A 25069-nucleotide genomic window follows, 5' to 3' on the forward strand; every position below is an offset into this window, starting at 1 on the left:
CTTAAACCTCCTCTACAAAATATTTCATTCCTTTTTCTAATTTTTTTAGCGCCATAGACCTGTGACTTATACAATTTTTCAGTGTAGGATCCATTTCTCCAAAAGTTATGTTATACTCAGGGACATAAAACAAAGGATCATATCCAAATTTATTCTCTCCCCTTTCCTCATCGCATATCATACCTTCTATTTCCCCTTCAACTTCCAGCATCTTATTCTCATCTATTATCAATGTCATTGCACATACAAATTTAGCTTTTCTATCTTCATAATCTTTACCTTCTAAAAGTTTCAAAAGTTTTTCATTATTTTTTTTGTCATTTCCATGTTCTCCGGCAAATCTTGCAGAGTACACCCCTGGTCTTCCATTCAATCCCCTTACTACAAGTCCTGAATCATCTCCAAGTACCATACATTGACCTTTTAACAGATCATATATGGTTTTAGCTTTTTTATAAGCATTTTCTCGAAATGTAGTTCCGTCTTCTACAATATCAATATTTATATTAGCTTCTTTCATTGATATAACTTTTATTGGATATTTAGAAAGTATCTTTTTTATTTCTTTTATTTTATTCCAATTATTACTTGCCACTATTAATTCTTTCATTATTGGCCACCTGTCCCTATCCATAAAGAATCCATTTTCAAACTATCTTTTTGTGCATTAATCATACACGTTATTCCCTTTTCTGCTAAAATTAAAAGTTCTTCTAAATCTTCACGACTAAAGGGATTCTGTTCTCCTGTGCCCTGTATTTCAACAAACTCTCCGGAATCTGTCATTACTACATTCATATCTACTTTAGCCTTACAATCCTCTAAATAACACAAATCCAGCATCCTTATATCATTTACTATCCCTACACTTATAGCACTTACAAAATCTCTTATGGGATACACAGAAAAAGGAGTTTGTTTATGAAGTTTATTTACAGCATCAACCAAGGCTACAAAGGCTCCAGATATAGATGCAGTTCTAGTTCCCCCGTCTGCCTGAATCACATCACAATCAACCCATATGGTTTTTTCTCCAATAGCTTTTAAATCCACTACAGATCTAAGGGCCCTACCTATTATTCTCTGTATTTCCATGGTCCTTCCATCAATCTTACCTCTACTTATATCTCTGGTCTTTCTAACTTGAGTAGCTCTAGGTATCATATTATATTCACAGGTAATCCATCCTTCTCCTTTTCCCTTTAAAAAAGGAGGTACCTTATCCTCTATAGAAGCAGTGCATATTACCTTTGTATCTCCATTCTCTATTAATACAGAACCTTCTGCATACTTTGTATAGTTTCTGGTTATTTTTACATGTCTAATTTGATTGCATTTTCTACCATCAATTCTCATATTCTACCTCCGAAATAAAAACTATATTTTGTTTAATAAAATTATACCTCAACTACTTTAATTTTTCCCCTAGTATAAATAATTCATCTCTTTTGGGGGCAACTATCCCCTCCTCATCGGTATCACAAACTAGTATATATCCTTTTCTAGTAATTTTCCCTATAATACAAGCTTTAATACCTTCAGTTTCCAACATATGAACTAGTTCTTCACCTCTTGGAGTTGTAATAAGCATACTTCCTGATGAAATAAATTTTAAAGGGTCCACTGAATATTGGCAGCATATTTTTTTTGTTATTTTGGTTAACGGCATTTTATCCTTATAAACCTTAAATCCAACGTCACTTGCCCTAGCAACCTCCCAGAGAGCTCCTAAGACTCCACCTTCAGTTATATCATGCATAGAATTTACTCCAAATATTCCTGATAATACACCTTCTTTAACCACACTTATTTGTTTTATGTAATCTTTAGCTTCACTTATCTCCTGAGGGGTTAGTATACCCCTTAATTTATCTTCATAGTCATTTACTACAATATTAGTTCCCTCCAGACATAAATATTTAGTTACCACTACATCATCATTTTCTTTCGCCCCTGAAGTTGATACAGCTTTTCCTCTATCTCCTTTTCCTATTGCGGTACAGGATATAACTATTTTGTTTACAGAACTTGTTACTTCAGTATGTCCTCCTAAAATTTCTACATTTAATTTTTTAGCTTCCTCACTAATTTCTCTCATGATTGTATTTATATCATTTAAAGAAGCATTTTCAGGAACTAAAATTGTAACCAAAAGTCCTACAGGTTCAATTCCACAAGATGCTATATCATTACAGTTTATATGTACAGCAAGTCTTCCACTATTTATACTGGCTCCAGTAATAGGATCTGTAGAAACAACACATTCTTTATCTCCAAAATTTATTACACTGCAATCTTCCCCTATACCACTTCTTATTCTAACATCATTTCTTTTAACAGATCTATTTTTATCTATTATATTTCTTAAATCTTCCCAGTCTAACTTTCCAGCTTTCATAAAAATTCTTCCCTTCTAAAAAATAAATAAGAACTATTTTTCATCCTATTTCATATTATTTATATAAGGATTAATTTATGGTAGGTGTAAATATTTTGAAATATATAGGACCTTTTTTGAGAATTAATAAAATAAAACCCCATGATATTAAACATCAACTATTTCATTTCTCAAAAGAATCTCTAAAGGAAATTGTACTACACTCAAAATGTGGAATTTCCACCTCAATTAAAGAACTAAATGCAAAAAATATATCTAACTTTGATATTAACACATTTAAAGATGTTTCTCCACTTCTATGTATATATAGAAAGGCAAATCCTGTTCTTATAAACATGGATAACAAACTATGCTGGAATGAGGACAAATTTAAAAAAGAAATAAACATAGACAGCAATGCATTTATGACCTTATGCTTGTTGGAACTTTCGGATTACTATAACTCTTTTTATAACATAAATAAACATAAATATGATTTTAAAACACTTTACAGTTTTATATGTAAAAAGCAATTAGAATTCTACGCTTTATATTTTAGAAACATAGATGGTATATTTATTGACAAAAAATATGAAAGTAATTCATCACAAGAAGAACTAGACTTTGTAGAAAAAAATAAAAAATTTAAGTTTTCATCTCAAGCCCTTTTAATGGCTGCTTATTATAAATGTGCTCTTTTACTGGAAAATGAAGAAAAGGAAGAATTCCAAAACTTTGCTTTTGACATTTTAAAAATGCTTATTGAGCTAAAAGAAGAATTATATGAGCTAGGTTTTGAGGAACTTACAAGATTATGTTTCGCATTAAATATATTTTACAGCTACTCAAAAGATAGTGAATGTAAAGATTTGATATTAGATATATCAGAACTTTTATTTGAAAAATATTATAAAGAAAATTCCCAATCCGGTATATTAAAAAATACAGATGTAGAAAATGATGCATTAAACTATATAAACTACACTTTAATATATAAATACACTAATATCATAAAATCTAAAGATAATGCAAAATTTATATGCGAAAGACTTTTAAAACTCTATGATGCGGAAAAAGGATTGTTTATGAAAAATACATCCAAAAAAAATATAGAGTTTACATCCTTGGAAATTATACTTTATCTTATGGTTTTTATGATAGATACAAACCTGTGTAAAGATGGGAATAAAAATAACTTAGTGGTATTGGATATTTTTAAACGCCAGTTAATAGATTCAGGTGTAATTTTAAGTTGGCCTGAACCCCCTAATTTAAATGATGCAGAAAGATATAAAAACCTTTCTCTTAAACCTGAAGATTTAATTGAGGAACAAAATTTTAGGCCAGCTTCAATTCCTTCACCAGAATCCTGTGAAGTAGCACCTGTTTTTGCTAAATATGTAAGTTACAGCAGAAAAAAAGAAGGTTTTAAATCTATAAAAGCTTCTTTCGATACGTACAAAAATATGTTCATATTTTTCCTTATAATACATCTTTTAAAACCTGAATCACCTTCAAAATTCTAAAGTAAAAATATTTTTACAAATAAATTTTATAGTTTTGGGACATAATAATACAACCTAAAGTACAAGCATTTTAGGTATCTTAAAATAACTAACAAGTAAAAATGTTTTAGACAATTTATATTTAGAAGATACCTTACAACTTTCTAAATTCATACAGCTTCTATAAGGAAGGTGATAACTAATGATGGATATTAACTGTTCTGAAAATTGCCTGTATGCAGAAAATGGAAAATGTACTCTAAATTACATTACTCCTATTACAAATCTTTCATCTTTAGAAACAAACTGTATATATTTTACTCCTAAGAAAAAATCTAATAATGAATCTTATCAGCCTTAAGATAAGCTCAATAATTTATTTCAAATGGATTTATATTTCTAACTTAACACAATATTAAGGATCTCATAAATATATGAGATCCCTACCTTTTATTAAGCATTTTCACAAAAACAGCTTCTAACCTAATTATTTGATAAATAAGCCTTATCTAATTTTACATTACCCATTTTATTGGTATAAATACCTTTTACATAATTTCTTGTGGTAATAACTGTGTTGTTAAAATATAAAGGTATTATAGGCATATCTTCAAGTAATATGTTTTCTATATCCTTAAATATTTCTATTTTCTTAGCTGCATCTTTTTCAAAAATTACACTGGTAAGTTTATTATCAATTTCAATATTACTATATCCGTATAAATTGTCTGTAGAAGAGGATTGCCACATTTTAAAAAATGGCAGTGGATAACTATAATACCCTCTATAATCTATTTGAGCCATATCGTAATTGCCATTTTTTATTTCATTGTTAAATGAGTTCAATTCATATCCTACACATTTTACATTTATATCCATATATTTTTTTAAGTTGTTTGCTATCTCATCACATACCTTTTTATTTTCAACTGTGTTTACATATATAAGTTGTAAAGATTTTTTCTCACCATCATAATTTAAATTTTTCATTATATTTGAAACTGCTTCTCCCTGTGCATTAGCTGCAAAAAAAGATTTATTTATAAAATTTCCATCTAATCCATTGCCCACATAATCAGGTATATAAGAACTTGCCAAAGTTGAAGTACCTTTCAATATATTTTTAACTATGTCATCCCTATCAATGGAGAGAGATACTGCTTTTCTAAAATTAGCCTGCCTTGTAATGCCTTCCTTTTTTAAATTAAAAACTATTCCTGTACCTTCTAATTCAGTAGCGGTTACATATTGCCCCTGATTTTTGATGTTTTTAATTTCTCCTAAAGGAGGATCTGTAAATACATTTATCTTGTAATTCTCAAATGCTGCCAGTGCACTTTCACTAGTTTTTAAAGAGGTTATTACTATATTACTACTTTTTATCCCAATTTTATTCCAATAGTTTGCATTCTTCTTCAGAGTGATCTCCTGATCCTCAGATAAATTAGATATGGTAAAACTTCCGGAATATAATATTGACTTATAATCTTTCTTCCAATCTATTAATTTATAGTCAATATTTCTAAGTCCATATATAGGTTGTGAGAGTATATTCAAAAGATAATTACAAGGATAATTTAATCTTATACATAACGTGTGGCTATCTAATGCAGTAATAGCTACATCTTTAAAATTACATTTGCCTTTTCTATAATCTTCAACCCCAAATACACAATCTAATTGATCTGCATATATATTTTTTACACCTGGCTTCAATATTTCAGAAAAAAAGTTTACAAAATCATATGCATTTATATTAGTTCCATTACTCCACTTTGCATTTTTTCTTATTTTAAAAGTATAGCTGGTTCCTTCCTCACTTATGCTCCAGCTTTCTGCTAAAGCTGGAATTATACTTCCCTTTTCGTCACTGCTTACCAATCCCTCAAAAGTATTGGCAAGTATATCTTTTTGTCTTATATTATCTGAATCCATCATTATCAGATTATCTGGCAATTCACCTAAATTATATACTAAACTATTTTTATAGCTATTAGTTTGAGTTTCTTTAGCTCTCTTTTCCAATGCACCTCCGCTTAGGGTTATGGAAATTACAGAAATTATCAGCACAATTAGTATGATGTAAATAAGCTTTTTCATAATATATCTCCTCATTTTGCCTATGGGATAGTATCTAAATTATTGTCACTTAACTATAAAAATAAACAAATTCTATTATAATATTTTTAATATTAATTTTTTATGATATAATGTTCACGTGTATTTAAATGGCTTTTATATCCTTAAAATTAATTATTATGGAGGAGTATAAAATGATACTTACAATAGAAATATTAGGTATTTTAACTATGTGCACTATAATATTTGTGCTAATTTGGGGCCTTATAATTGTTAAACAAACATTATCACAAATAAAATATAAAAATTACCTATTAGAAAAAATAACTGAATATATACACATGCTTATAAAGAAAGAAGATATTATATTAGAACAAGAGGAAAAAAATAAGAGAACTTAAAAACAAGTCTCTTATTTATAAAGTTTAATATTTATTTATCTCCTCATTTACCAATTCATTTACAATTTTAGGATTTGCATTACCTCCAGTTTTCTTCATAACTATACCTATTATGAATTTTACTGCCCTTTTCTTGCCTTTTTTATAATCTTCAACAGATTTTGGATTTTCCTGTATAACTTTTTTTACAATTTCTAAAATCTCAGCTTCACTATTATTTTGAATAAATTCTTTTTCTTCTATTATTTTTTCAGGACTTTTTCCTTCATAAAACATTTGTTCAATTACTTTTTTTGCTATGTTCTTAGAAATAGTACCAGAGTTTATAAATTTAATTAAATTGGCTAAATCTTTTTCAGCAAACTTCAGTTTATGCAAAGGCAGATCCTCTTCGTTCATAAGCCGTGCTACATCTCCCATAAGCCAATTGCAAGCAGACTTTGCATCTCCACTTAACTTAGCAGTATTTTCAAAGAAGTCTCCCATACCCATATTTAATACTAAAATTTCTACATCTTTCTTGGAAATTTTAAATTCTTTAATAAACCTATCTATTTTCTGGTAAGGAAGTTCTAAAATAGTTTTTCTTATACCATCTATCCAAGTATCTGAAATATTTATAGTTACCAAATCTCCTTCCGGAAAATACCTATAATCATTAGCATATTCTTTATTTCTCATAACTTCAGTAATATTTTTAGAATCATTCCATCTTCTAGTTTCCTGTATTACTTTTTCTCCAGATGTTATTACATTAATTTGTCTTTTATATTCATATTCAAGAGCCTTTTCAATAGCCTTAAAAGAGTTCATATTCTTTATCTCTGTTCTTACCCCAAGCTCTGATTTATGTTGGGGTTTTACAGATATATTGCAATCACACCTAAGGGAACCTTGTTCCATTTTACAATCTGATACTCCTATGAATTTAAGTATATTTCTTAACTTTTGAAGATATAAAATAGCTTCTTGTGAGGTTCTAATGTCCGGCTTAGATACTATTTCTATAAGTGGTACTCCTGCCCTGTTATAGTCAACTAATGTACCTTCATCTCTATGTATAAGCTTTCCAGCATCCTCTTCTATATGTATTCTTTCAATACCTATTTCTTTCCTTTCCCCGAGACAATCCTCTATTTCAATAAATCCATCCTTACAGATAGGACATTCATGCTGAGTAATTTGATAATTTTTAGGACAATCAGCATAAAAATAATTCTTCCTATCCATTCTGCTTTTATTATTTATAGAACAATTAAAAGCAAGTCCTGCTTTTATTGCATATTCCACCACTTTTTTATTTAGCCTGGGAAGTGCTCCCGGAAGTCCGAAGCATATAGGACAGACATGACTATTAGGTTGATCTCCAAATTCAGTGCTGCACCCACAATATATTTTAGTTTTTGTTGAAAGTTCGGCATGAACTTCCAGGCCAATAACAGCTTCAAATTCCATATGTATACACCTCCTTATATATTGGGACTAATATTATGCCAGTTAGTAGATTGTTCAAAACTATAGGCTATATTAAAAAGTATATCTTCCCTGTAATAGTCAGACATAATTTGGAGCCCTACCGGAAGCCCGTCTATCATACCACAAGGTACTGATATAGCAGGTATGCCTGTTATATTAACAGGTACAGTATATATATCTGACAGATACATAGCCATTACATCCTCTTTTTTCTCACCTATTTTAAATGCAGTAGTAGGAGATGTTGGGCATATAAGGGCATGAAATTCTTTCATAATGTCTTTAAATTGGTTTCTCATAAGATTTCTAACTTTAAGTGCCTTTTTATAATAATCATCATAATATCCCGCAGAAAGTACATAGGTTCCAAGCATTATCCTTCTTTTTACCTCACTTCCCAATGCCTGGCTTCTTGATTTAAAATATATGTCCACTGCATCTTTGAAATCTTTTGACCTGTAACCATACCTTATCCCATCAAATCTAGCAAGGTTAGAAGAAGCTTCCGCACTTGCAATTATATAGTAAGTTGCCAGTGCATACTGTGTTAACGGAATAGAACATTCCTTCACTTCTGCTCCATTTTCTTTAAGTACAACAATTGCTTCTTCTACAGATTTTCTAACCTTGTCATTTAATCCTTCTCCAAAATACTCCTTAGGTATACCTATTTTTACTCCCTTAATATTTTTACTTAAATTTTTACTATACTCTGGTACTTCTATATCTGCTGTGGTAAAATCCTTTTCATCAATTCCCGATATACACTGAGTTAAAAGTGCACAATCTTCCACATCCGCTGCTATAGGTCCTATTTGATCTAGTGTTGATCCAAAGGCCACAGCTCCATATCTTGAAATTCTTCCGTAGGTTGGCTTTAATCCTACCACTCCGCAAAAGGATGCAGGCTGCCTTATAGATCCCCCTGTATCTGTTCCAAGTGATAATACAGTTTCACCTGCTGCAACTGAAATTGCAGAACCTCCAGAAGAACCTCCCGGTACCCTATCTAAATTCCAGGGATTTGCGGCTAATTTTACAGAACTATTTTCCGTGGAAGAACCCATGGCGAATTCATCCATATTTAATTTACCGAGTATTATTCCATCTTGGGCTTTTATCCTTTCCACCACATGGGCATCATAAGGTGCTATGTAGTCATTCAGTATCTCAGAAGCACATGTATTTTGCATACCTTTAACACTTATATTATCCTTTACAGAAACAGGTATTCCAAAAAGCCCCTTCAATTTTTCTCCTTTAATAATTTTATCATCCAAATATTTTGCCCTTTGTAATGACTCTTCTGATGCCACATATAGATAAGCTCCCAGCTTAGAATCAATCTTATCTATTCTATCTAGATGAAATTTTATGATTTCTTGTACACTTATTTCTCTGCTTATCAGCATATCTTTCAATTTATGTGCAGTTAGCCTCACTTTACAACCTCCCATATAAAATTTCAATAAGTAGTGACTATATGAAACTATTCTAGTACTTTAGGTACTACTATATATTCTTGAAAATTTTCAGGGGAGTTGTCTAATACCTGTTTTATATCTAAAGAGCTTTCTAAGATATCTTCTCTGAATTTATTTTCTATATAATAAGGATTTATAATTATGTCCTCCTCTTCCGTATCTAATTCATCTAGTTTTTCCATATATTTTAGTATTGCATTTAATTCTTTAATCAACCCTGCCTTTTCTTCTTCTTTAAACTCTAATCTGGCAAGCCACGATATATATTCTACATCTTTTTTTGTAATTGAAATATCAATAACCCCCTTTTATTTTATATAAAAAACGAGACAATCTCTTTTAGATTGTCTCTTATTTTTAGTAAACTTTCATGTACATAAAAAACATAGTGGCACAAGCTATTAATACACAAGTCAATGGGTATATTACATTTTTAAAACTAGATCTAAACACTACCATATTTATAGCCCAGATTATCATTGTAACAAATATACTCCACTGCAGTGTATGATAGTCACTAAAATAACTTACATACATGAACTGATATGTAGTAAGGAGTGTTAATATTAGTGCAAGAATAGTAACTATAACGCCTATCCATCCTAATAAATTTATTGTATTTTTCATCTTTCTCCTCCGAAGCCTTATACCAAAGTTTAACTGTAAATTAAAAATTAAACTATTTTTATAATAATCCTTTTTTCTTATTTTGTAAATAATATAGTTTTATATTTTTATTTAGACTTTAACTACCTTCTATAATTTCAAACTATATATATTATATCCTCCAAAATAAAGTTTAATTCTAATATTTAATAATTATCCTGATTTATGGCTTCATCAAAGTTTCCCCTATTTAATCATATTCATAAATTCTTCCTCATCTATTATATTTATACCTAAACTTTGAGCTTTGTCTAACTTACTTCCTGCCTCCTGACCTGTAAGCACATAAGCTGTTTTTTTAGATACACTACTTGAAACCTTTCCTCCGTAATTTTGAATAAACTCTGAAGCTTCAGATCTCTTCAATGTAGGTAATGTACCAGTTATTACAAATGTCTTGCCTTGAAATCTATTATCCTTTTTATTATAAGAAGTTTTGGAAACAGTATTAACTCCTACTTCTTTAAGCCTTGAAATAATTGAACTAAATTTTTCCCCTTTAAAAAAGTTAATTATGTCTTTTACAATAGTATCTCCGAAATCCTTTAAACCAATTAACTCATCATATGAAGCATTAGCAATATCTTCAATGTTTGAAAAATTTGCTGCTAATACCTTTGCAGACTGCTTTCCAACATTTCTAATTCCTAATCCTGTAATTAATCTATCTATATCATTTTCCTTAGATTTTTCTATGGCAATAATAAGATTATCAACTGATTTCTCTTTGCCTATTATACCTTTCTCTATAAGCTCTTCTCTATAATTTTTTAAATAATATATATCTGCCACATCTTTAATATATCCTTCCTTCATTAAAGCTTCCACAGAACTTGGTCCAAATCCTTCTATATTCATAGCATCTTTTGATACAAAATATTCTATACCTCTAGTTACCTGTGCATAACACATGGAATTACTACAACGGATATCTGATCCCTTTGGTTCTTTTACTGTTTCAGAACCACATATGGGACATTTATCTGGTATGGTATATTTTTTAGAATCTTTAGGTCTCTTCTCTGGAATACTTTTTATTACCTCTGGAATAATATCTCCTGCCTTTTGTATTATTACAGTATCTCCAATTTGTATATCCTTTGAATCTATAAAATCCTGATTGTGCAGCGTAGCCTTAGATACCGTAGTTCCTGCCAATGTGACTGGCCTTAAAACTGCCAAAGGTGTCAATTTTCCTGTACGACCTATTTGTACAATTATATTTTCTACAACAGTTTCTTTTTGCTCTGGTGGATACTTATATGCCACTGCCCACTTTGGTATTTTGCTTGTAGTTCCTAATAATTTTCTATCTTCCAAACTGTCAATTTTTATTACAGCCCCATCAATCTGAAATGGCAATTCCCACCTTGTACTATCAATTTCGCATATGCTATTCCAAACCTCATCCACTGTTTTACAAAGGACAAAATCCGGACTAACTTTAAACCCCTGCTGTGAAAGCCATGTCAACGATTCCGAATGATACTTAAACTGTTTGCCCTGTGAAATTTCCAGATTAAAAATAAATATATCAAGATTTCTGTCTTTAACAATACTTGAATCTAATTGTCTCAAGGTTCCTGCTGCTAAATTTCTGGCAGTCTGATATTTCTTGATTCCCAATTCTTCCTGTTTCTCATTAACTTTTATAAAGGAATCATTTGACATATATACTTCTCCACGCACTTCTAAGTATGGTATTTTTTCAGAAATGGTTTGGGGAACACTTTCAATTTGTAAAAGATTTTCATACACTGATTCACCTACTGCTCCATCTCCTCTGGTTATACCTTCTTTAAATTCACCATTATAATATCTTAATACAACTGAAAGTCCATCAATTTTTTTCTCAACCACAAATGCTGGATTATTAAGTTCTTTTTCCATTTTATAAACAAAGTTGTAAACTTCCTCTTTTGAGAAAACATCTTGCAAACTTATAACAGGAATATCATGGCTTACTTTTCTTAACTCTCGTTTTGTTGTTCCTCCTACCTTCTGTGTAGGTGAACTACTAACCATATATTCTGGATTATCTTTTTCAAGTTTTCTTAATTCAAGAGATAGCTTGTCATATTCATAATCTGTAATTTCTGGTTCATCTTCATTGTAATATTTATCATTATGATATTCTATTATTTTACGCAACTCTTCCATTTTACTTTTAATATCCACAAATTATTCCCCTTTATGTCTGATTTATTAATTGACAACTTAAAGTTTAATTTAGAACTTAAATATACTGTATATACTATACAGCCTCTAAAGGAACCACTCCATACATTAAATTTTTTATTCCCATATTATCAAAAACTATAGTAAGCTTTATATCATCACCTTTTTTAGCTATGCTAACAATAGTTCCTATTCCAAATTTCTTATGCTTTACTTTTATTCCTTCCTTTATATTTTCTGGTTTTAAATAATTGCCCTGGGGAATATCACTTATAGATAAAGCTTCCGTCTTATAGGATATATTGTTAAAATTCATTCTTTTTGTAGAAGAAAAAATATTTTTACTTAGAGATTTATTTATGAAGCTATTAACATCTGATTTTTTCAAACTATCATATTCCTTCAATTCACTGGATATCTCATCTATAAAACTAGACTGTTCATAGGATACCATCTTTCCAAATACCCTTCTGGTATCTGCAGATGTAATATAAATTTTTTCTTTTGCCCTTGTTATTGCCACATAACAGAGCCTTCTTGACTCTTCCATTTCTTTAAAATTATCTAACGACTGCATTCCTGGAAATATGCCATTTTCCATTCCCACCATAAAAACTACAGGAAATTCTAATCCTTTTGCACTATGTACTGTCATCATAACCACTGAATCTGCATTATTATCAAAATTATCTATATCAGAAACCAGAGTTACTTTCTCCAAAAATTCAGACAGTGATGTGTCCTCTGAAGTAGATTCAAACTCTACAGCAGCAGATACAAGTTCCTCAAGATTTTCTATTCTACTTATGCTATCAGGCTCTTTAGAAGCTTTTAATTCTTCTAAATATCCAGTAGTATAAAGTACTTCTTTTATCAAATTAGATACAGAAATTTTGTCCCTACTTTTAATAAGGCTATTTATAAGACTTACAAATTTTTTTATAGAGTTAACGCTTCTTTGTGTCAAATTCAAGCTTCTATCTATGCCTAAAAGTGCGTTATACATTGATTCATCCATGGAATCAGCAAAACTTTGTATTTTTTGTACTGTAGTCTCTCCTATATTTCTTTTAGGTACATTTATTATTCTTCTTAAGCTTACATTATCTAAGGGATTATTTATAAACTTTAAATATGCTAAAATATCCTTTATTTCTTTTCTGTCGTAAAATTTCAACCCACCAATAATTCTATAAGGTATATTAGATTTCATAAAAACATCTTCAAAAATACGGGACTGAACATTATTTCTGTAAAGTATTGCAAAGTCCCTATAATGTTTATCTTTATCAGCATCCAGAATTTCCTTAATTCGAGATACTATATATCTGCCTTCGTCCATATCCGAATTAGCTCTGTATAACTTTATCTTATCTCCATTATCATTTTTAGTTTTAAGTATTTTTTGTTTTCTATGGGAATTATTACTTATAACATCATTTGCGGCTTTTAATATATTTGCCTTGGATCTATAGTTTTGTTCTAATTTTATTACCTTTGCATTTGTATAATCATTCTCAAAGTTTAAGATATTTTCTATATCTGCTCCTCTCCAAGCATAAATACACTGGTCATCGTCTCCTACTACACATATGTTTTTCTCTGCTTGGGCTAATAATCTAACAAGTTCATACTGTGATTTATTAGTATCTTGATATTCATCTACCATTATATATTTAAATTTTCTCTGATAAAATTCAAGTACATCTGAATGGTCTTTAAAAAGCTGTACTGTTTTACATATAAGATCGTCAAAATCCAGGGCATTGTTTTCCTTAAGCTTCTTTTGATACAGCACATATACATCCGCAATTTTATTCATTCTAAAATTATTTTCATTTTCTTTTTTAAACTTGTCTGGAGATATGAGATTATCCTTTTGTCTGCTAATTTTATTTATTACTTCCTTATCAGTTATGCTGTCATCTATGTTTAACTCTTTCATACACTGTTTTATAAGTACTTTTTGGTCATAGCCATCATATATAGCAAAATTTCTATTATATCCGAGCTTATCTATTTCTCTTCTTAATATCCTTACACAACTGGAATGAAATGTAGATACCCACATACTGTCCACTTCGTTTCCAACTAACTTTCTTATTCTATCTCTCATTTCTCCTGCAGCCTTATTAGTGAAAGTTATAGCTAATATTTTAGAAGGATATATATCTAAATCTTTAATCATATGTGCTATTCGATAGGTCAGAACTCTTGTCTTACCAGAACCTGCTCCAGCTAGAATTAATAATGGGCCATCTATGGTTGTTACCGCTTCATATTGTTCTTTATTTAAAAGATTTTTTAAATCCATAAAATTCACTCCTGTTTTTATATACACTTTTATTATTACAATTTTTCATTCTTAAAGCCTTATTAAGTTCCACTTAAATCATGTTAAAGAAAATAATAGGTTAAAGCATATTTAATATTATATCACCTTAATAATTATTTAATCATTTAGGTATTTGAAAATATCTTAAAGCTATAAAAAATGTGCTGATATCTATCAACACACCTAAACCTAACAATACTAATTAAACATTGTTATTTAATCTGTCTAAAACTATTTTATAACCATCGCTTCCGTAATTCAAACATCTATTCACTCTACTTATAGTGGCAGTACTAGCTCCAGTTGCAGATGCAATATCTAAATATGTTTTTTTGTTTTTCAACATCTTAGCTACTTGAAGTCTTTGTTCCAATGCTTTTATTTCATTTATAGTACATATATCATCAAAAAACCTATAGCATTCTTCTTTTGTCTCAAGACACAATACTGCCTCGCACAAATAGTCCATTGCCTTACTCTTTAACTTAGATTCATAATCTCCCATGAACGCCACTCCTTATTCATGTACATTTTTTCTTTAATTCTATCATGTATTAAAACATTAATCCATAAAATTATAAATAATTTTGTAATATATTATATTGATAGAACTTATAAATCCACATTTTCTACTTAAAAGAATAAATTCTACTTATATAGTACATTAAATTTATTCTTTCATTATCACAATAATTCACAAATATAAAAAAATAAAAATTTCAAAAAATAAAAAACAGCCTACTGGGGTATAGGCTGTTTAATCATAAATAAAAAGGGGGCTATTATTCCTTTATATTTATTCTTATATTTTAATTATAGTAAAATATAACTAAAATATCAAGTACTACTGTCATGCATTTTACTTATTTTACATATATTTCATGACACTGTAATTGCAAACTATATTAATATATGATTTTAACAGATTCAAATTCCCTTCACACTTTCAATCTCTTCTCTATATAATTCTCTATATTCTCCTTCCAGCAAATCTTCATCCAAGTTTATAGGGCCAAATTTTATCCTCTTCAAATAAACTACATTTTTTCCCAAAACATTAAACATTCTTTTAATTTGATGAAATTTCCCCTCTTGAACAGTTACTTCAACTATAGAACCATTTCCATCAGATTCTATAATCTTTAATTTAGCCGGCAGGCAGTTATATCCATCCTTCAATACTATACCCTTTTCAAATTTCTCAACATCAGATATATCAACTGGTCTATCTATTTCTGCATAATAAACTTTATCCACATGATTTTTAGGAGATATTAACCTATGGTTTAACTCCCCATCATTTGTAATAAGAAGCAATCCCTTGGTATCTTTATCCAGCCTTCCTACTGGAAAAGGTTTAAGTGCCTGATATTCTGGTATCAAAATATCTATAACAGTTTCATCATAATTATCCATTGTTGCAGATACTACTCCTTCAGGTTTATTCATTAAAATATATATGTACTTTTTATATTCCACAATACTTCCATCTATTTCTATTTTACAATTATCAGGATCTACTTTCATAGAATTATCTTTTACTACTACCCCTTCTATTTTTACTGCGCCTCTTTTTACCATAGCTTTTATCTCTTTTCTAGTTCCATATCCTAAATTTGCCAAAATTTTATCTAATCTATCCATAATCTATCACTCCTTGTTAATATTATAACCTTTTATAGTCATTAGTTATTTATTTTTCACATACCTTACTTAGAGATATTTTAAATACAAAAAAATACAGAATATTAAGCTGTAAAGTTAATACTCTGTATAATAAAAAATGATTTTATATAATTTAAATATAACACTTGGCTATACTTATAAATGATAAATCCCATTTTTTTACTTTCCATAATACCCCATAACCTTCTGTACATAATTTCTAGTTTCATAAGACAATTTAGAAATATCTGAACTATTTGTTACACCTTTATATTGTAAAGTCCCCGGTCCTGCATTGTACGCAGCTAGTGCTAATTCTTTGGAATTCCCATACATATTCAACATACTTCTTAAATACTCAGTGCCTGCCTCTACATTTTGATCTATATCATAGGCATTGGTTACCCCTAACCCGCTGGCAGTTCCTGGCATAAGCTGCATAAGTCCCATGGCTCCTACAGGAGACGTAGCTTCTGGATTAAAATTAGACTCTTGCTTTATAACTGCCATTATCAAATCTTTATCCACACCATACTTTCTGGATGCTTTTTCAACTGCCTCATCAATGTCTGAAACTCCACTTTTCAAATAATCTTTTACACTGTTATAAGCTGTGCTTAATCTCTGTCCTCCGCCATATCCTAATTTACTTAAATCTTCTTCTCCCAGTGGAAGCTTGGATATATCTACATTACCATTACTGTCGGATACTGCATTTAACAAACTTTCCATAACAATCTGAAAAGAATCTGAATCTCCAAATGCCTCCTGAAACATTTGTGTCATCATCTGAAACTGTAAAACTTTCTCCAAAGCTTTATCTTGATTTTCATTACTTGTACTGTTTATACTCATTTTTTCACCTGCCCAAAAATACACTATAATTTTTATCGTAGTAAAATGTATTTACTTTATAAAATTTAATTTTACTGGGCTTTAAATAAAAATATATTATAGTCTTCATAAAAGTCCCTATTATATTGGCTCTTGCATAAGACCAGTACCTTATATTTATCCTTATAAAAAGGAATAAAAGTATAATAATTTTTTTTACTATAGCTTTGAACTAAATTCCAATCTCCTTTTTCCATTACGTAGAATTCATACAATACGTCTTTGCCGCCCTCACTATGGGCAGTAAACACAACTGGTTCATTACAGAAAAAATTTGCATTATCACAGGTTATTTTTGTATTTGTTACCGGCAGTGCTTCATTGATTACAATACTTACTTCTCTTTTACAATCGAATTGCTTGTCACTTTTAATATTTTTGGCTAAAATTTCCACCTTATACTTACCGCTATATTTAGGTACAAAGGCATATGATTTTTCCGCAACAAAATTTGTCTCTTCCACCTTACGATTATTTATATTTAATATATATTTCATAATAACATTTTTAGTATCTTGAGTTATACAATTTATAACAACCCTATCACCTACTAAATAATGCTCTCTCATAGGATAAAGTACATAGTCAATAGATGCAGGTATATAGTCAAACACATCTAATTTCACTGTTGAGTGGCAATCGTATTCTCTATCAGAGTATTTATCTTTTACCCTAACTTCCAGTTCATAATTTCCATTTTCCTCTGGAATAAATCTCATAAAACTGTTTCTACTATATTCTATGATCTTTATCTCAGTTCCATTTCTTTTTATTATAAAGGAATATCTGATATCCACTCCCCCAGAAGCACTTACTTTCACATTAATATTTTGATTTCTTAATATGCCTTTATCTTTATCCAACATAACTCTTTGAATCTTAACTGGTTCTTTACTTTTTTCATCTATAACATAATTTAAGTGTTCTATGGCTTCATAATCCCCTGAAAAAGACTTATCCTTAACCATTAAAGTTATAGTATAATTTCCCGCCATTTTACTTTCCCATACATAACTGTTGCAAATAGTATATCCTGAATCTTCTCTGCTGTAATTCCCCTCAATTATATACCTATATAAAAGCTCCCTTCCACCTATAGTATCTGCCATTAAAGTAACCTTTGTACCGCATAACTGAGGATAATTAATATCTGTAGTGAAATTTTTTATGTAAATTTTACTATATTTTTTTACCTTAAAATTTAATACTGCCCTATCATCAAATTTATTAATAGAATACATATCCTTAGCCATACACAAAAGCTTATAATCTCCGCTTCTAGTTTCAACATAACTTACTATTCTCTTTGTAGAATAATTTTGTATACATTCTACTTCCCTATTAGAATTTACCTTAAAAAATTTATAAAGAATAGTTCTGTCAGTATCATGCTGAGAATCCACTTGAAAAATTAATTCAGAATTTTCTAAAAGCTCATAAGCCAAACATTTAAAATCTGTTATTTTTACCTCTTTTAAAGGTACCACCTCAAATTTCACCTTTCTAAAATCATCGAAGTCATTTTTCGAGTCAACATTTTTACATTCTACTAATATTTCACCTTTTCCTTCACTTTTAACTGCCCAGGAAAGCATATTATCCATAGAATAATCTTTTACCATTTCCCATTCATTTTCTATTCTTATCCAATATCTAAACATAAGCGGAAACTTATTTGTATCTACTGTTACAGTCAGTTTATCACCTAATACCAATTTATCTTTATCTATATACACATTACTTATTAACTTTTCTTCAACTTTTCCTATTACATAGTCCATTCTAGATACATAATCGAAACTTTTATTACTATCTGGCTTTTTAGCTTGTACCATTAATACATACTTCCCATCTTGTATTGGAGCCCATTCAATCTTTTCTTTTTCCGTAAAGTCTTTTATGGTATTCCATATTCCATTATATCCTACCATATACTTATATAGAAGCTTCTCCTTCAAATTATTATCTATATTTATAATAATTTTTGATTTTCTCTCTTGTGGACTTTTTAAGTCACAGCTTATAGCCAGTTCATTCATCTACATCATCCCCCATGTAAAAATCTTATAAATACTATTTCCCTTAAAATATATTATACTATAATACCATATTTTGTAATAGTATTTTTTGTATATTAATATTATATTTTACTATAATATTAAGTGGGTGAGTATATATGAAAATAACAAATATTTATATTAATTCTTTTAATAAAATAGTCCTAGCATCAGATGAAATATGCAAATTTAAATCCTATAAGCTAAATATAAAAAATGGTAGAGAAACCATATCTATAACTAGCTATTCTATAGTTGATACTACTATACTTTTAAATTTAAACAGGAATATAGATATAAAATACCATTGTTTTGTGGAATATGAAGATACTATATATAAAGTCTGGTACTATCCCCTTTATTCTACAGAAGAATTTAATAAAAGATTTTTTCACAATACAGCTTTAGGTGCCATCTACAATAAGGAAAAAACTACTTTTAAGCTCTGGTCTCCCCCAGCTACTTGTGTAAAACTCATAATTTATGAAAAACCCTCTTCTGACCAGTTTAATGTTAAATATATGGTAGATATGAAAGAGCACCTGGGGCTTTGGTATACTTCTGTAAAAGGGGATTTACATGAAACATATTACAATTACCAAGTGACTTTATGTGATAAATGCAATATAGTAGTTGATCCTTATGCTAGTGCAGTAAGTATAAATGGATTAACGGGTGTTGTATTGGACTTAAAAAGAACAGATCCTGCTATGTGGCACAGTGACATCTACCCTGCTATTGAAAAATATACTGATGCCATAATATATGAGGTAAGTTTAAGGGATTTATCCTCCCACTCCAGCAGCGGAGTTCTAAATAGAAAAAAATTTTTATCATTAACAGAAAAAGAGGCCAAATCTCCTCAAGGTTTAAGCACTTGCTTAGACCATATACTAGAGTTAGGTGTTACTCACATTCAATTAATGCCTATATTTGATTTCAGCTGCGAAAGTGTAGACGAAAGGTATAGTGATAAAAATTATAATTGGGGATACGACCCCCAAAACTACAACGCACCTGAAGGAAGTTATGCTACAAATGCCTATAACCCCATGTGCAGAATAATAGAACTTAAAAACATGATTCACTTTCTCCATAAAAATAATCTAGGAATAACTATGGACGTAGTTTATAATCACATTTATCATGGCTGTGCCAATAACTTTCAAAATATATTCCCGGATTACTATTTTAGGTTCTCACAAGCAGAAATACTTTGTAATGGGAGTGGCTGTGGAAATGATCTGGCTTCTGAAAATTTGATGGTTAGAAAATTCATAGTAGATTCTGTAATATTCTGGGCTAAGGAATATCATATAGATGGTTTCAGATTTGATCTTATGGGACTCATAGATATAAATACTATGAAATTAATAGAATACGAACTTCATAAAATAAATAAATCCATGATGATTTATGGTGAAGGCTGGGACTTAAATACCTGCCTTCCAGGACACAATAAGTCTACTCTTAATAACTCAAAATACTTATGTAATATAGGCTTTTTTAACGATAAAATTAGGGACTGCCTGAAAGGTAATGTTTTTGATTTAAGTGACAGAGGATTTATAATGGGGGATAGCTCCAAAAAAGATATATTAAAAGAGTGTATAATGTCACAATATATTTCTCCCATACAATCTGTGAACTACGCCAGCTGTCACGATAACCATACTTTATGGGACAGAATAAATTTAAGCTGTATAGGTGAGACAGTAGAAGAAAAAAAGAAAAGAGTAAAATTGTGCTCAACTATAATTTTAACTTGTCCTGGTATTCCGTTTATATATTCGGGGGAAGAATTTTGCAGAAGCAAGCAAGGAGAGTCCAACAGCTTTAACAAACCAGACTATATAAATTCTATGGATTGGGATAAAAAAGCTGAATTCATAGATGTATTTAATCATTATAAAAAGTTAATCCACATAAGAAAATCTCACAAGCTATTTAAATTACATTCCATGGAAACCTTATTAAATAATTTAACCTTTATAAAAAATACCTCTAAAGATATTCTTGCTTTTATATTAAAAGACAGCACAGGAAAGGATAAGTGGAAACAAGTTCTCATTGCAATTAATGCAGGAAAAAAAGATATGTACATAGATATTCCTGAAATACAATGGAAATTAGTTTTAGACAGTAACTATGACAAATACGATAAAAACGAAAATATACTTTTAAAAGATAAACTTTTAGTAAAAGGCCTGTCTTCTTATATATTATATTACCAGGAGGATTAGTAAAATGCTACCAATCCTCCCCTTTATAAATTTTCCCATCTGAAATTAATTGAAGTAAATTCTTTCTAAGTCTTTTATCATCTTCTTTTGTCCTTTTTTTAGGACTTGAAGTTTTTCCACCTGTTCTTCTGACTTTTGAAGATATATACCTTTCAAATAAAAGTTTATCCATGTTACCATCATGATATATATACCCTTTAGGATTTATTGCATAAGCTTTTTTACCTAATGCCATAGCTGCAACCCCATAATCTTGACTTACCACTATATCTCCACTTGTGACTTTATTTACAATCATCATATCTACACTTTGAAAACCGCTATCAACAGTAATTACAGTACTATAATTACTGTTTAAAATGTGATTTGTATCACAATATATTACTACCTCTATACCATTTTCTCTTGCTGTATTTTCTATTATATGCTTTCCAGGACAAGCATCTCCATCTACTAATATTCTCATTAAAATTTTACCTATTTCTCCTTCCACTACTTAATAAACCTTTTTCATTGTAAGCTTTTGTAAACATCATATCTAAATTATACACCACTATAATAAAATTATCATCTGTCAGTTTCTAATTGACTAAAATAAAGAAACAGGTTTCTACAATATTATAGTTATAGTAGAAACCTGTTAATTCAGCATTATGTAAAATAAACTATGCTGATTAATTTTTAAAAATCCTTACCTACACTTTTCCTCCTAATTGTAATTCCACATTACCGTATCCCGGTTTTTTAAGAAGGGCAAACATATTATTTTTATAGGCCTCAACTCCAGGCTGATCAAATGGATTTATTCCCATCAAATATCCACTGATTGCGCAAGCTTTTTCGAAAAAGTATACCATATATCCAAAATAATAAGAGGTAAGTTCAGGTATATTTACAATCATTACTGGAACATCTCCATCACTATGGGCTAGCACTGTCCCCTTCAAAGCCTGGTAATTTATAAAACTCATTGATTTACCTGCAATAAAGTTTAATCCATCTAAATTGTCCTTGTCTTCTTCTATAATTACTTCTTTTCTGGATTTCGTTACATTTATAAAAGTTTCAAATAATATCCTAAGCCCCTGTTGTATATATTGTCCCATGGAATGTAAGTCCGTTGAGAAATCCGCTGCTGCAGGAAATATACCTTTATTGTCCTTTCCCTCACTTTCTCCAAAAAGTTGTTTCCACCATTCTCCAAAATAATGAAGACAAGGCTCAAAATTCACAATCATTTCAGTAGTCTTACCCTTTTGAAATAATACATTCCTAACTGCAGCATACCTGTACGCTGCATTTTTATCTAAGTATTCACTACTATAGGCTTCCCTGGCATCTGCTGCACCTTGCATAATATCGTCTATATTAATTCCTGCTACTGCTATAGGAAGTAACCCTACTGCAGTTAATACAGAATATCTTCCCCCTATGTTGTCTGGAATAACAAAAGTTTCATATCCCTCTATATCTGCTAGTGTCTTTAAAGCCCCTCTTTTCTTATCCGTAGTAGCATATATTCTATGCCTTGCCTCTTCTTTACCATATTTTTTTTCTAATAAGTTTTTAAATGTCCTAAATGCAATAGAGGGCTCTGTGGTAGTACCTGATTTGGAAATAACATTTATAGATATGTCCATACCTTCTACGGCTTCCAGCAAATCTTTCATATAAGTTGAACTCATATTATTTCCTGCATAAAGTACAATAGGTCCCTGCCTTTTATCTTTAGATAAAATGTTACTAAATGTATGTGAAAGCATTTCAATAGCAGCCCTAGCTCCCAGATAAGAACCGCCTATTCCCATAATTACAAATACATCTGAAGTATGCCTGATTTTTTCAGCTGCCACTTTTACTCTGTTAAATTCTTCTTTATCATAACTTACGGGTAAATCTACCCATCCTAAAAAATCACTTCCTGCACCTGTTTTACTTTCTATCATATTGTGAGCAACAGATACAAAGGGCTGTAAATTATCTATATCATTCTGACTAACACAGGAGTAAATCTTACTTAAATCCAAACTTATACCTTTTTCCAACATCGCTTTACTTGCACCTCCAGTAAATTTGTTCTAATTTAATTTAAATTTCATATAACCATATACTATGTATTATTAATAATTATATGTACCATTTATTGTGCAAATATCAAAAGTTTATGTGAATCTTATGTGATTATATCTATTTACATTATAAATTATATTGATATTATTCTCAATTAATTGTATAATATTTCAAGGAGGTGGTAACTATGGAAAATAATGCAATTAACATAAGTGATTTTAAAGATATTACCTATAAAACTAGAGAAGTTGCTAAAATGTTAAATACTAATACCCAAACAATCAAAAGTTATTGTACAACCTTTAGAAAAATATTAGATGGCAGCAACGTTTCTGGTAGACGAGGTGATTTCACAGGGGATGATATTAATAAATTAAAAATGATACAATATCTATCAAAACAAAAACATTATAAGCCTGAACAAATTATAGAATATTTCTTATATAATAATTCTACTTCACTCAGTAGTAAAAAAGAACTAGAATTTATAGCAGAAACAATATATACCTTAATTAAACCCGAGATAGAAAACACTATTAAAAGCTCTATTAATACTACTATGGAGGAACACAGTAATAATATTAGAAATGATATTAAAATTAATAGAACAGAAATAACTGGAGGTATAAATAAAATATTACGTACTAACGATTCTTTAATTAACTCTATGGGCCATACTAAAAATTTAATTAAGCAAATTGAAAATAATCAAAATCAATATCTAAGCAGAGTGGACCGAAGAAAACAAAAAAACAAGTGGTATAATAATCTATTTAAACTATCCAGTAAAAAAGAAAAATAATCTAAATCCCCTCTTAAAATTCAAGAAAGTATTTTAAAATCAAAAATCAGTATAGTATTTAAGATACTATACCGTTTTTTGATTATTTTTTAATAAACAATTATCTTATATAATATTATTAGCATATAAGAATGCTGTATCATTCATTATTTCATCATAGGCACCATCTCTAATGATTGTATGGTGACTTGAAAAAACAACTGCCCTCTTAAAGATTCCTTTTACATATTGGAAATCATGTGTAGAACATAAAATTGTTTTTCCTGCATTATTTATAGCTATCATAAATTCTTTCAGAAATCTTTTAGTCTTAGGATCAAGGCCATTCATAGGTTCATCAAATACATAGACATCTGGATTTAAAACTACCACAGATGCAATAGATACCTTTTTCTTTTCTCCTCCACTTAAATGATATGGAGTTCTATCCTTTAACTCCTCAATTTTCAATAGTTTTAAAGTATCATCTACTCTTTTTTTTATTTCTTCCTCATCCATGAAAATTTGTCTTGGCCCAAATGCAATTTCATCATAAACATTTGAACAAAAGAGCTGTACCTCCGGATTCTGAAATACAAAGCCTATTTTTTTATGGAAAGTTTTCAGAAATTTTTCAGTCTGCAACCTCTTATAGTTAATTTCTTCACCTTGAAAAAAATATTTTCCACGCTGGGGAAATATTAATCCATTAATCAATTTCATTAATGTAGACTTTCCACTTCCATTTACCCCCACTAAAGCAACAGCTTCTCCCTCTTTAACATGCAAATTTATATTTTTTAGTGCCTCCACCTTAGCATTATATGAATAAAAAACATTCTCTATATTAATCATGAA

Annotated in this window: 22 protein-coding genes; 5 read left to right on the forward strand and 17 right to left on the reverse strand. The window is 29.7% G+C overall.

Features of this window, described 5'->3' with window-relative positions:
• Position 1: 1 nt before the first annotated feature.
• From ACJDU8_RS01195 to ACJDU8_RS01205, 3 genes are read right to left on the reverse strand one after another with little or no spacing between them, the layout of a single operon-like run.
• Positions 2-610 carry an XTP/dITP diphosphatase gene (locus ACJDU8_RS01195; protein WP_406790311.1) on the reverse strand — a complete coding sequence of 203 codons (609 nt, stop codon included), beginning with the start codon at positions 608-610 and terminating at the stop codon, positions 2-4.
• The gene (gene rph / locus ACJDU8_RS01200) at positions 610-1356 is read right to left on the reverse strand and encodes a ribonuclease PH (RefSeq protein WP_406790312.1); all 747 of its coding nucleotides are present in this window, start codon (positions 1354-1356) and stop codon (positions 610-612) included. The genes ACJDU8_RS01195 and rph overlap by 1 nt, the downstream gene beginning before the upstream one ends.
• Before the next feature lie 52 nt (positions 1357-1408).
• The gene (locus tag ACJDU8_RS01205) at positions 1409-2398 is read right to left on the reverse strand and encodes an AIR synthase family protein (RefSeq protein WP_406790313.1); all 990 of its coding nucleotides are present in this window, start codon (positions 2396-2398) and stop codon (positions 1409-1411) included.
• 95 nt (positions 2399-2493) lie between these two features.
• Between ACJDU8_RS01205 and ACJDU8_RS01210 the strand changes: the two genes are divergently transcribed.
• Together ACJDU8_RS01210 and ACJDU8_RS01215 are read left to right on the forward strand one after the other, a co-directional pair.
• Positions 2494-3903: a hypothetical protein gene (locus ACJDU8_RS01210; RefSeq protein ID WP_406790314.1), complete on the forward strand. Its 1410-nt coding sequence runs from the start codon at positions 2494-2496 to the stop codon at positions 3901-3903.
• A gap of 181 nt (positions 3904-4084) precedes the next feature.
• Positions 4085-4243, forward strand: coding sequence for a hydroxymyristoyl-ACP dehydratase (locus ACJDU8_RS01215; protein WP_406790315.1), 159 nt, complete (start codon positions 4085-4087; stop codon positions 4241-4243).
• A 122-nt stretch (positions 4244-4365) separates the two neighbouring features.
• On the opposite strand, the gene ACJDU8_RS01220 is transcribed toward ACJDU8_RS01215, so the two are convergent.
• Positions 4366-5982 carry a peptide ABC transporter substrate-binding protein gene (locus tag ACJDU8_RS01220; protein WP_406790316.1) on the reverse strand — a complete coding sequence of 539 codons (1617 nt, stop codon included), beginning with the start codon at positions 5980-5982 and terminating at the stop codon, positions 4366-4368.
• 173 nt (positions 5983-6155) lie between these two features.
• Here ACJDU8_RS01220 and ACJDU8_RS01225 point away from each other — a divergent pair, with 173 nt between their 5' ends.
• Positions 6156-6362: a hypothetical protein gene (locus ACJDU8_RS01225; protein ID WP_406790317.1), complete on the forward strand. Its 207-nt coding sequence runs from the start codon at positions 6156-6158 to the stop codon at positions 6360-6362.
• Positions 6363-6386: 24 nt separating this feature from the next.
• Here ACJDU8_RS01225 and gatB read toward each other — a convergent pair whose 3' ends face one another.
• The 10 genes from gatB to ACJDU8_RS01275 all read right to left on the reverse strand — a co-directional run bounded on the left by gatB (position 6387) and on the right by ACJDU8_RS01275 (position 19099).
• Positions 6387-7817 carry an Asp-tRNA(Asn)/Glu-tRNA(Gln) amidotransferase subunit GatB gene (gatB, locus tag ACJDU8_RS01230; protein ID WP_406790318.1) on the reverse strand — a complete coding sequence of 477 codons (1431 nt, stop codon included), beginning with the start codon at positions 7815-7817 and terminating at the stop codon, positions 6387-6389.
• Positions 7818-7831: 14 nt separating this feature from the next.
• Positions 7832-9295 (reverse strand): Asp-tRNA(Asn)/Glu-tRNA(Gln) amidotransferase subunit GatA, encoded by a 1464-nt coding sequence (gene gatA, locus ACJDU8_RS01235; protein ID WP_406790319.1) that lies wholly within the window; start codon positions 9293-9295, stop codon positions 7832-7834.
• A 32-nt stretch (positions 9296-9327) separates the two neighbouring features.
• A complete protein-coding gene (gatC, locus tag ACJDU8_RS01240; protein WP_406790363.1) occupies positions 9328-9615 on the reverse strand; it encodes an Asp-tRNA(Asn)/Glu-tRNA(Gln) amidotransferase subunit GatC in 288 nt (95 codons plus the stop codon).
• Positions 9616-9679: 64 nt separating this feature from the next.
• Positions 9680-9949, reverse strand: a complete 270-nt coding sequence (locus ACJDU8_RS01245; RefSeq protein ID WP_406790320.1) for a hypothetical protein — start codon at positions 9947-9949, stop codon at positions 9680-9682.
• Positions 9950-10174: 225 nt separating this feature from the next.
• On the reverse strand, positions 10175-12166 hold the full coding sequence (ligA, locus tag ACJDU8_RS01250) for an NAD-dependent DNA ligase LigA (protein ID WP_406790321.1): 1992 nt from the start codon (positions 12164-12166) through the stop codon (positions 10175-10177).
• A 76-nt stretch (positions 12167-12242) separates the two neighbouring features.
• A complete protein-coding gene (gene pcrA / locus ACJDU8_RS01255; protein ID WP_406790322.1) occupies positions 12243-14480 on the reverse strand; it encodes a DNA helicase PcrA in 2238 nt (745 codons plus the stop codon).
• Positions 14481-14703: 223 nt separating this feature from the next.
• A complete protein-coding gene (locus tag ACJDU8_RS01260) occupies positions 14704-15006 on the reverse strand; it encodes a YerC/YecD family TrpR-related protein (protein WP_406790323.1) in 303 nt (100 codons plus the stop codon).
• Between the two features lie 422 nt (positions 15007-15428).
• Positions 15429-16145, reverse strand: a complete 717-nt coding sequence (locus ACJDU8_RS01265) for a pseudouridine synthase (protein ID WP_406790324.1) — start codon at positions 16143-16145, stop codon at positions 15429-15431.
• 201 nt (positions 16146-16346) lie between these two features.
• A complete protein-coding gene (locus ACJDU8_RS01270) occupies positions 16347-17021 on the reverse strand; it encodes a lytic transglycosylase domain-containing protein (protein ID WP_406790325.1) in 675 nt (224 codons plus the stop codon).
• 71 nt (positions 17022-17092) lie between these two features.
• Positions 17093-19099, reverse strand: a complete 2007-nt coding sequence (locus ACJDU8_RS01275; RefSeq protein WP_406790326.1) for a triple tyrosine motif-containing protein — start codon at positions 19097-19099, stop codon at positions 17093-17095.
• A 137-nt stretch (positions 19100-19236) separates the two neighbouring features.
• On the opposite strand from ACJDU8_RS01275, the gene pulA reads away from it, so the two are divergent.
• Positions 19237-21360: a type I pullulanase gene (pulA, locus tag ACJDU8_RS01280; RefSeq protein ID WP_406790327.1), complete on the forward strand. Its 2124-nt coding sequence runs from the start codon at positions 19237-19239 to the stop codon at positions 21358-21360.
• A 7-nt stretch (positions 21361-21367) separates the two neighbouring features.
• Here the strand turns inward: pulA and ACJDU8_RS01285 are convergent, their stop codons facing one another.
• The gene (locus ACJDU8_RS01285) at positions 21368-21826 is read right to left on the reverse strand and encodes a YaiI/YqxD family protein (protein WP_406790364.1); all 459 of its coding nucleotides are present in this window, start codon (positions 21824-21826) and stop codon (positions 21368-21370) included.
• Between the two features lie 229 nt (positions 21827-22055).
• Positions 22056-23408, reverse strand: coding sequence for a glucose-6-phosphate isomerase (locus ACJDU8_RS01290; protein ID WP_406790328.1), 1353 nt, complete (start codon positions 23406-23408; stop codon positions 22056-22058).
• Between the two features lie 209 nt (positions 23409-23617).
• On the opposite strand from ACJDU8_RS01290, the gene ACJDU8_RS01295 reads away from it, so the two are divergent.
• Positions 23618-24232: a MerR family transcriptional regulator gene (locus ACJDU8_RS01295; protein WP_406790329.1), complete on the forward strand. Its 615-nt coding sequence runs from the start codon at positions 23618-23620 to the stop codon at positions 24230-24232.
• A gap of 105 nt (positions 24233-24337) precedes the next feature.
• Here the strand turns inward: ACJDU8_RS01295 and ACJDU8_RS01300 are convergent, their stop codons facing one another.
• Positions 24338-25066 (reverse strand): energy-coupling factor ABC transporter ATP-binding protein, encoded by a 729-nt coding sequence (locus tag ACJDU8_RS01300; RefSeq protein WP_406790330.1) that lies wholly within the window; start codon positions 25064-25066, stop codon positions 24338-24340.
• Positions 25067-25069: the final 3 nt, after the last annotated feature.

Origin of the sequence: Candidatus Clostridium eludens, from assembly GCF_045310515.1 — a bacterium.
GTDB classification, from domain to species: Bacteria; Bacillota; Clostridia; order Clostridiales; family Clostridiaceae; genus Clostridium_B; species Clostridium_B eludens.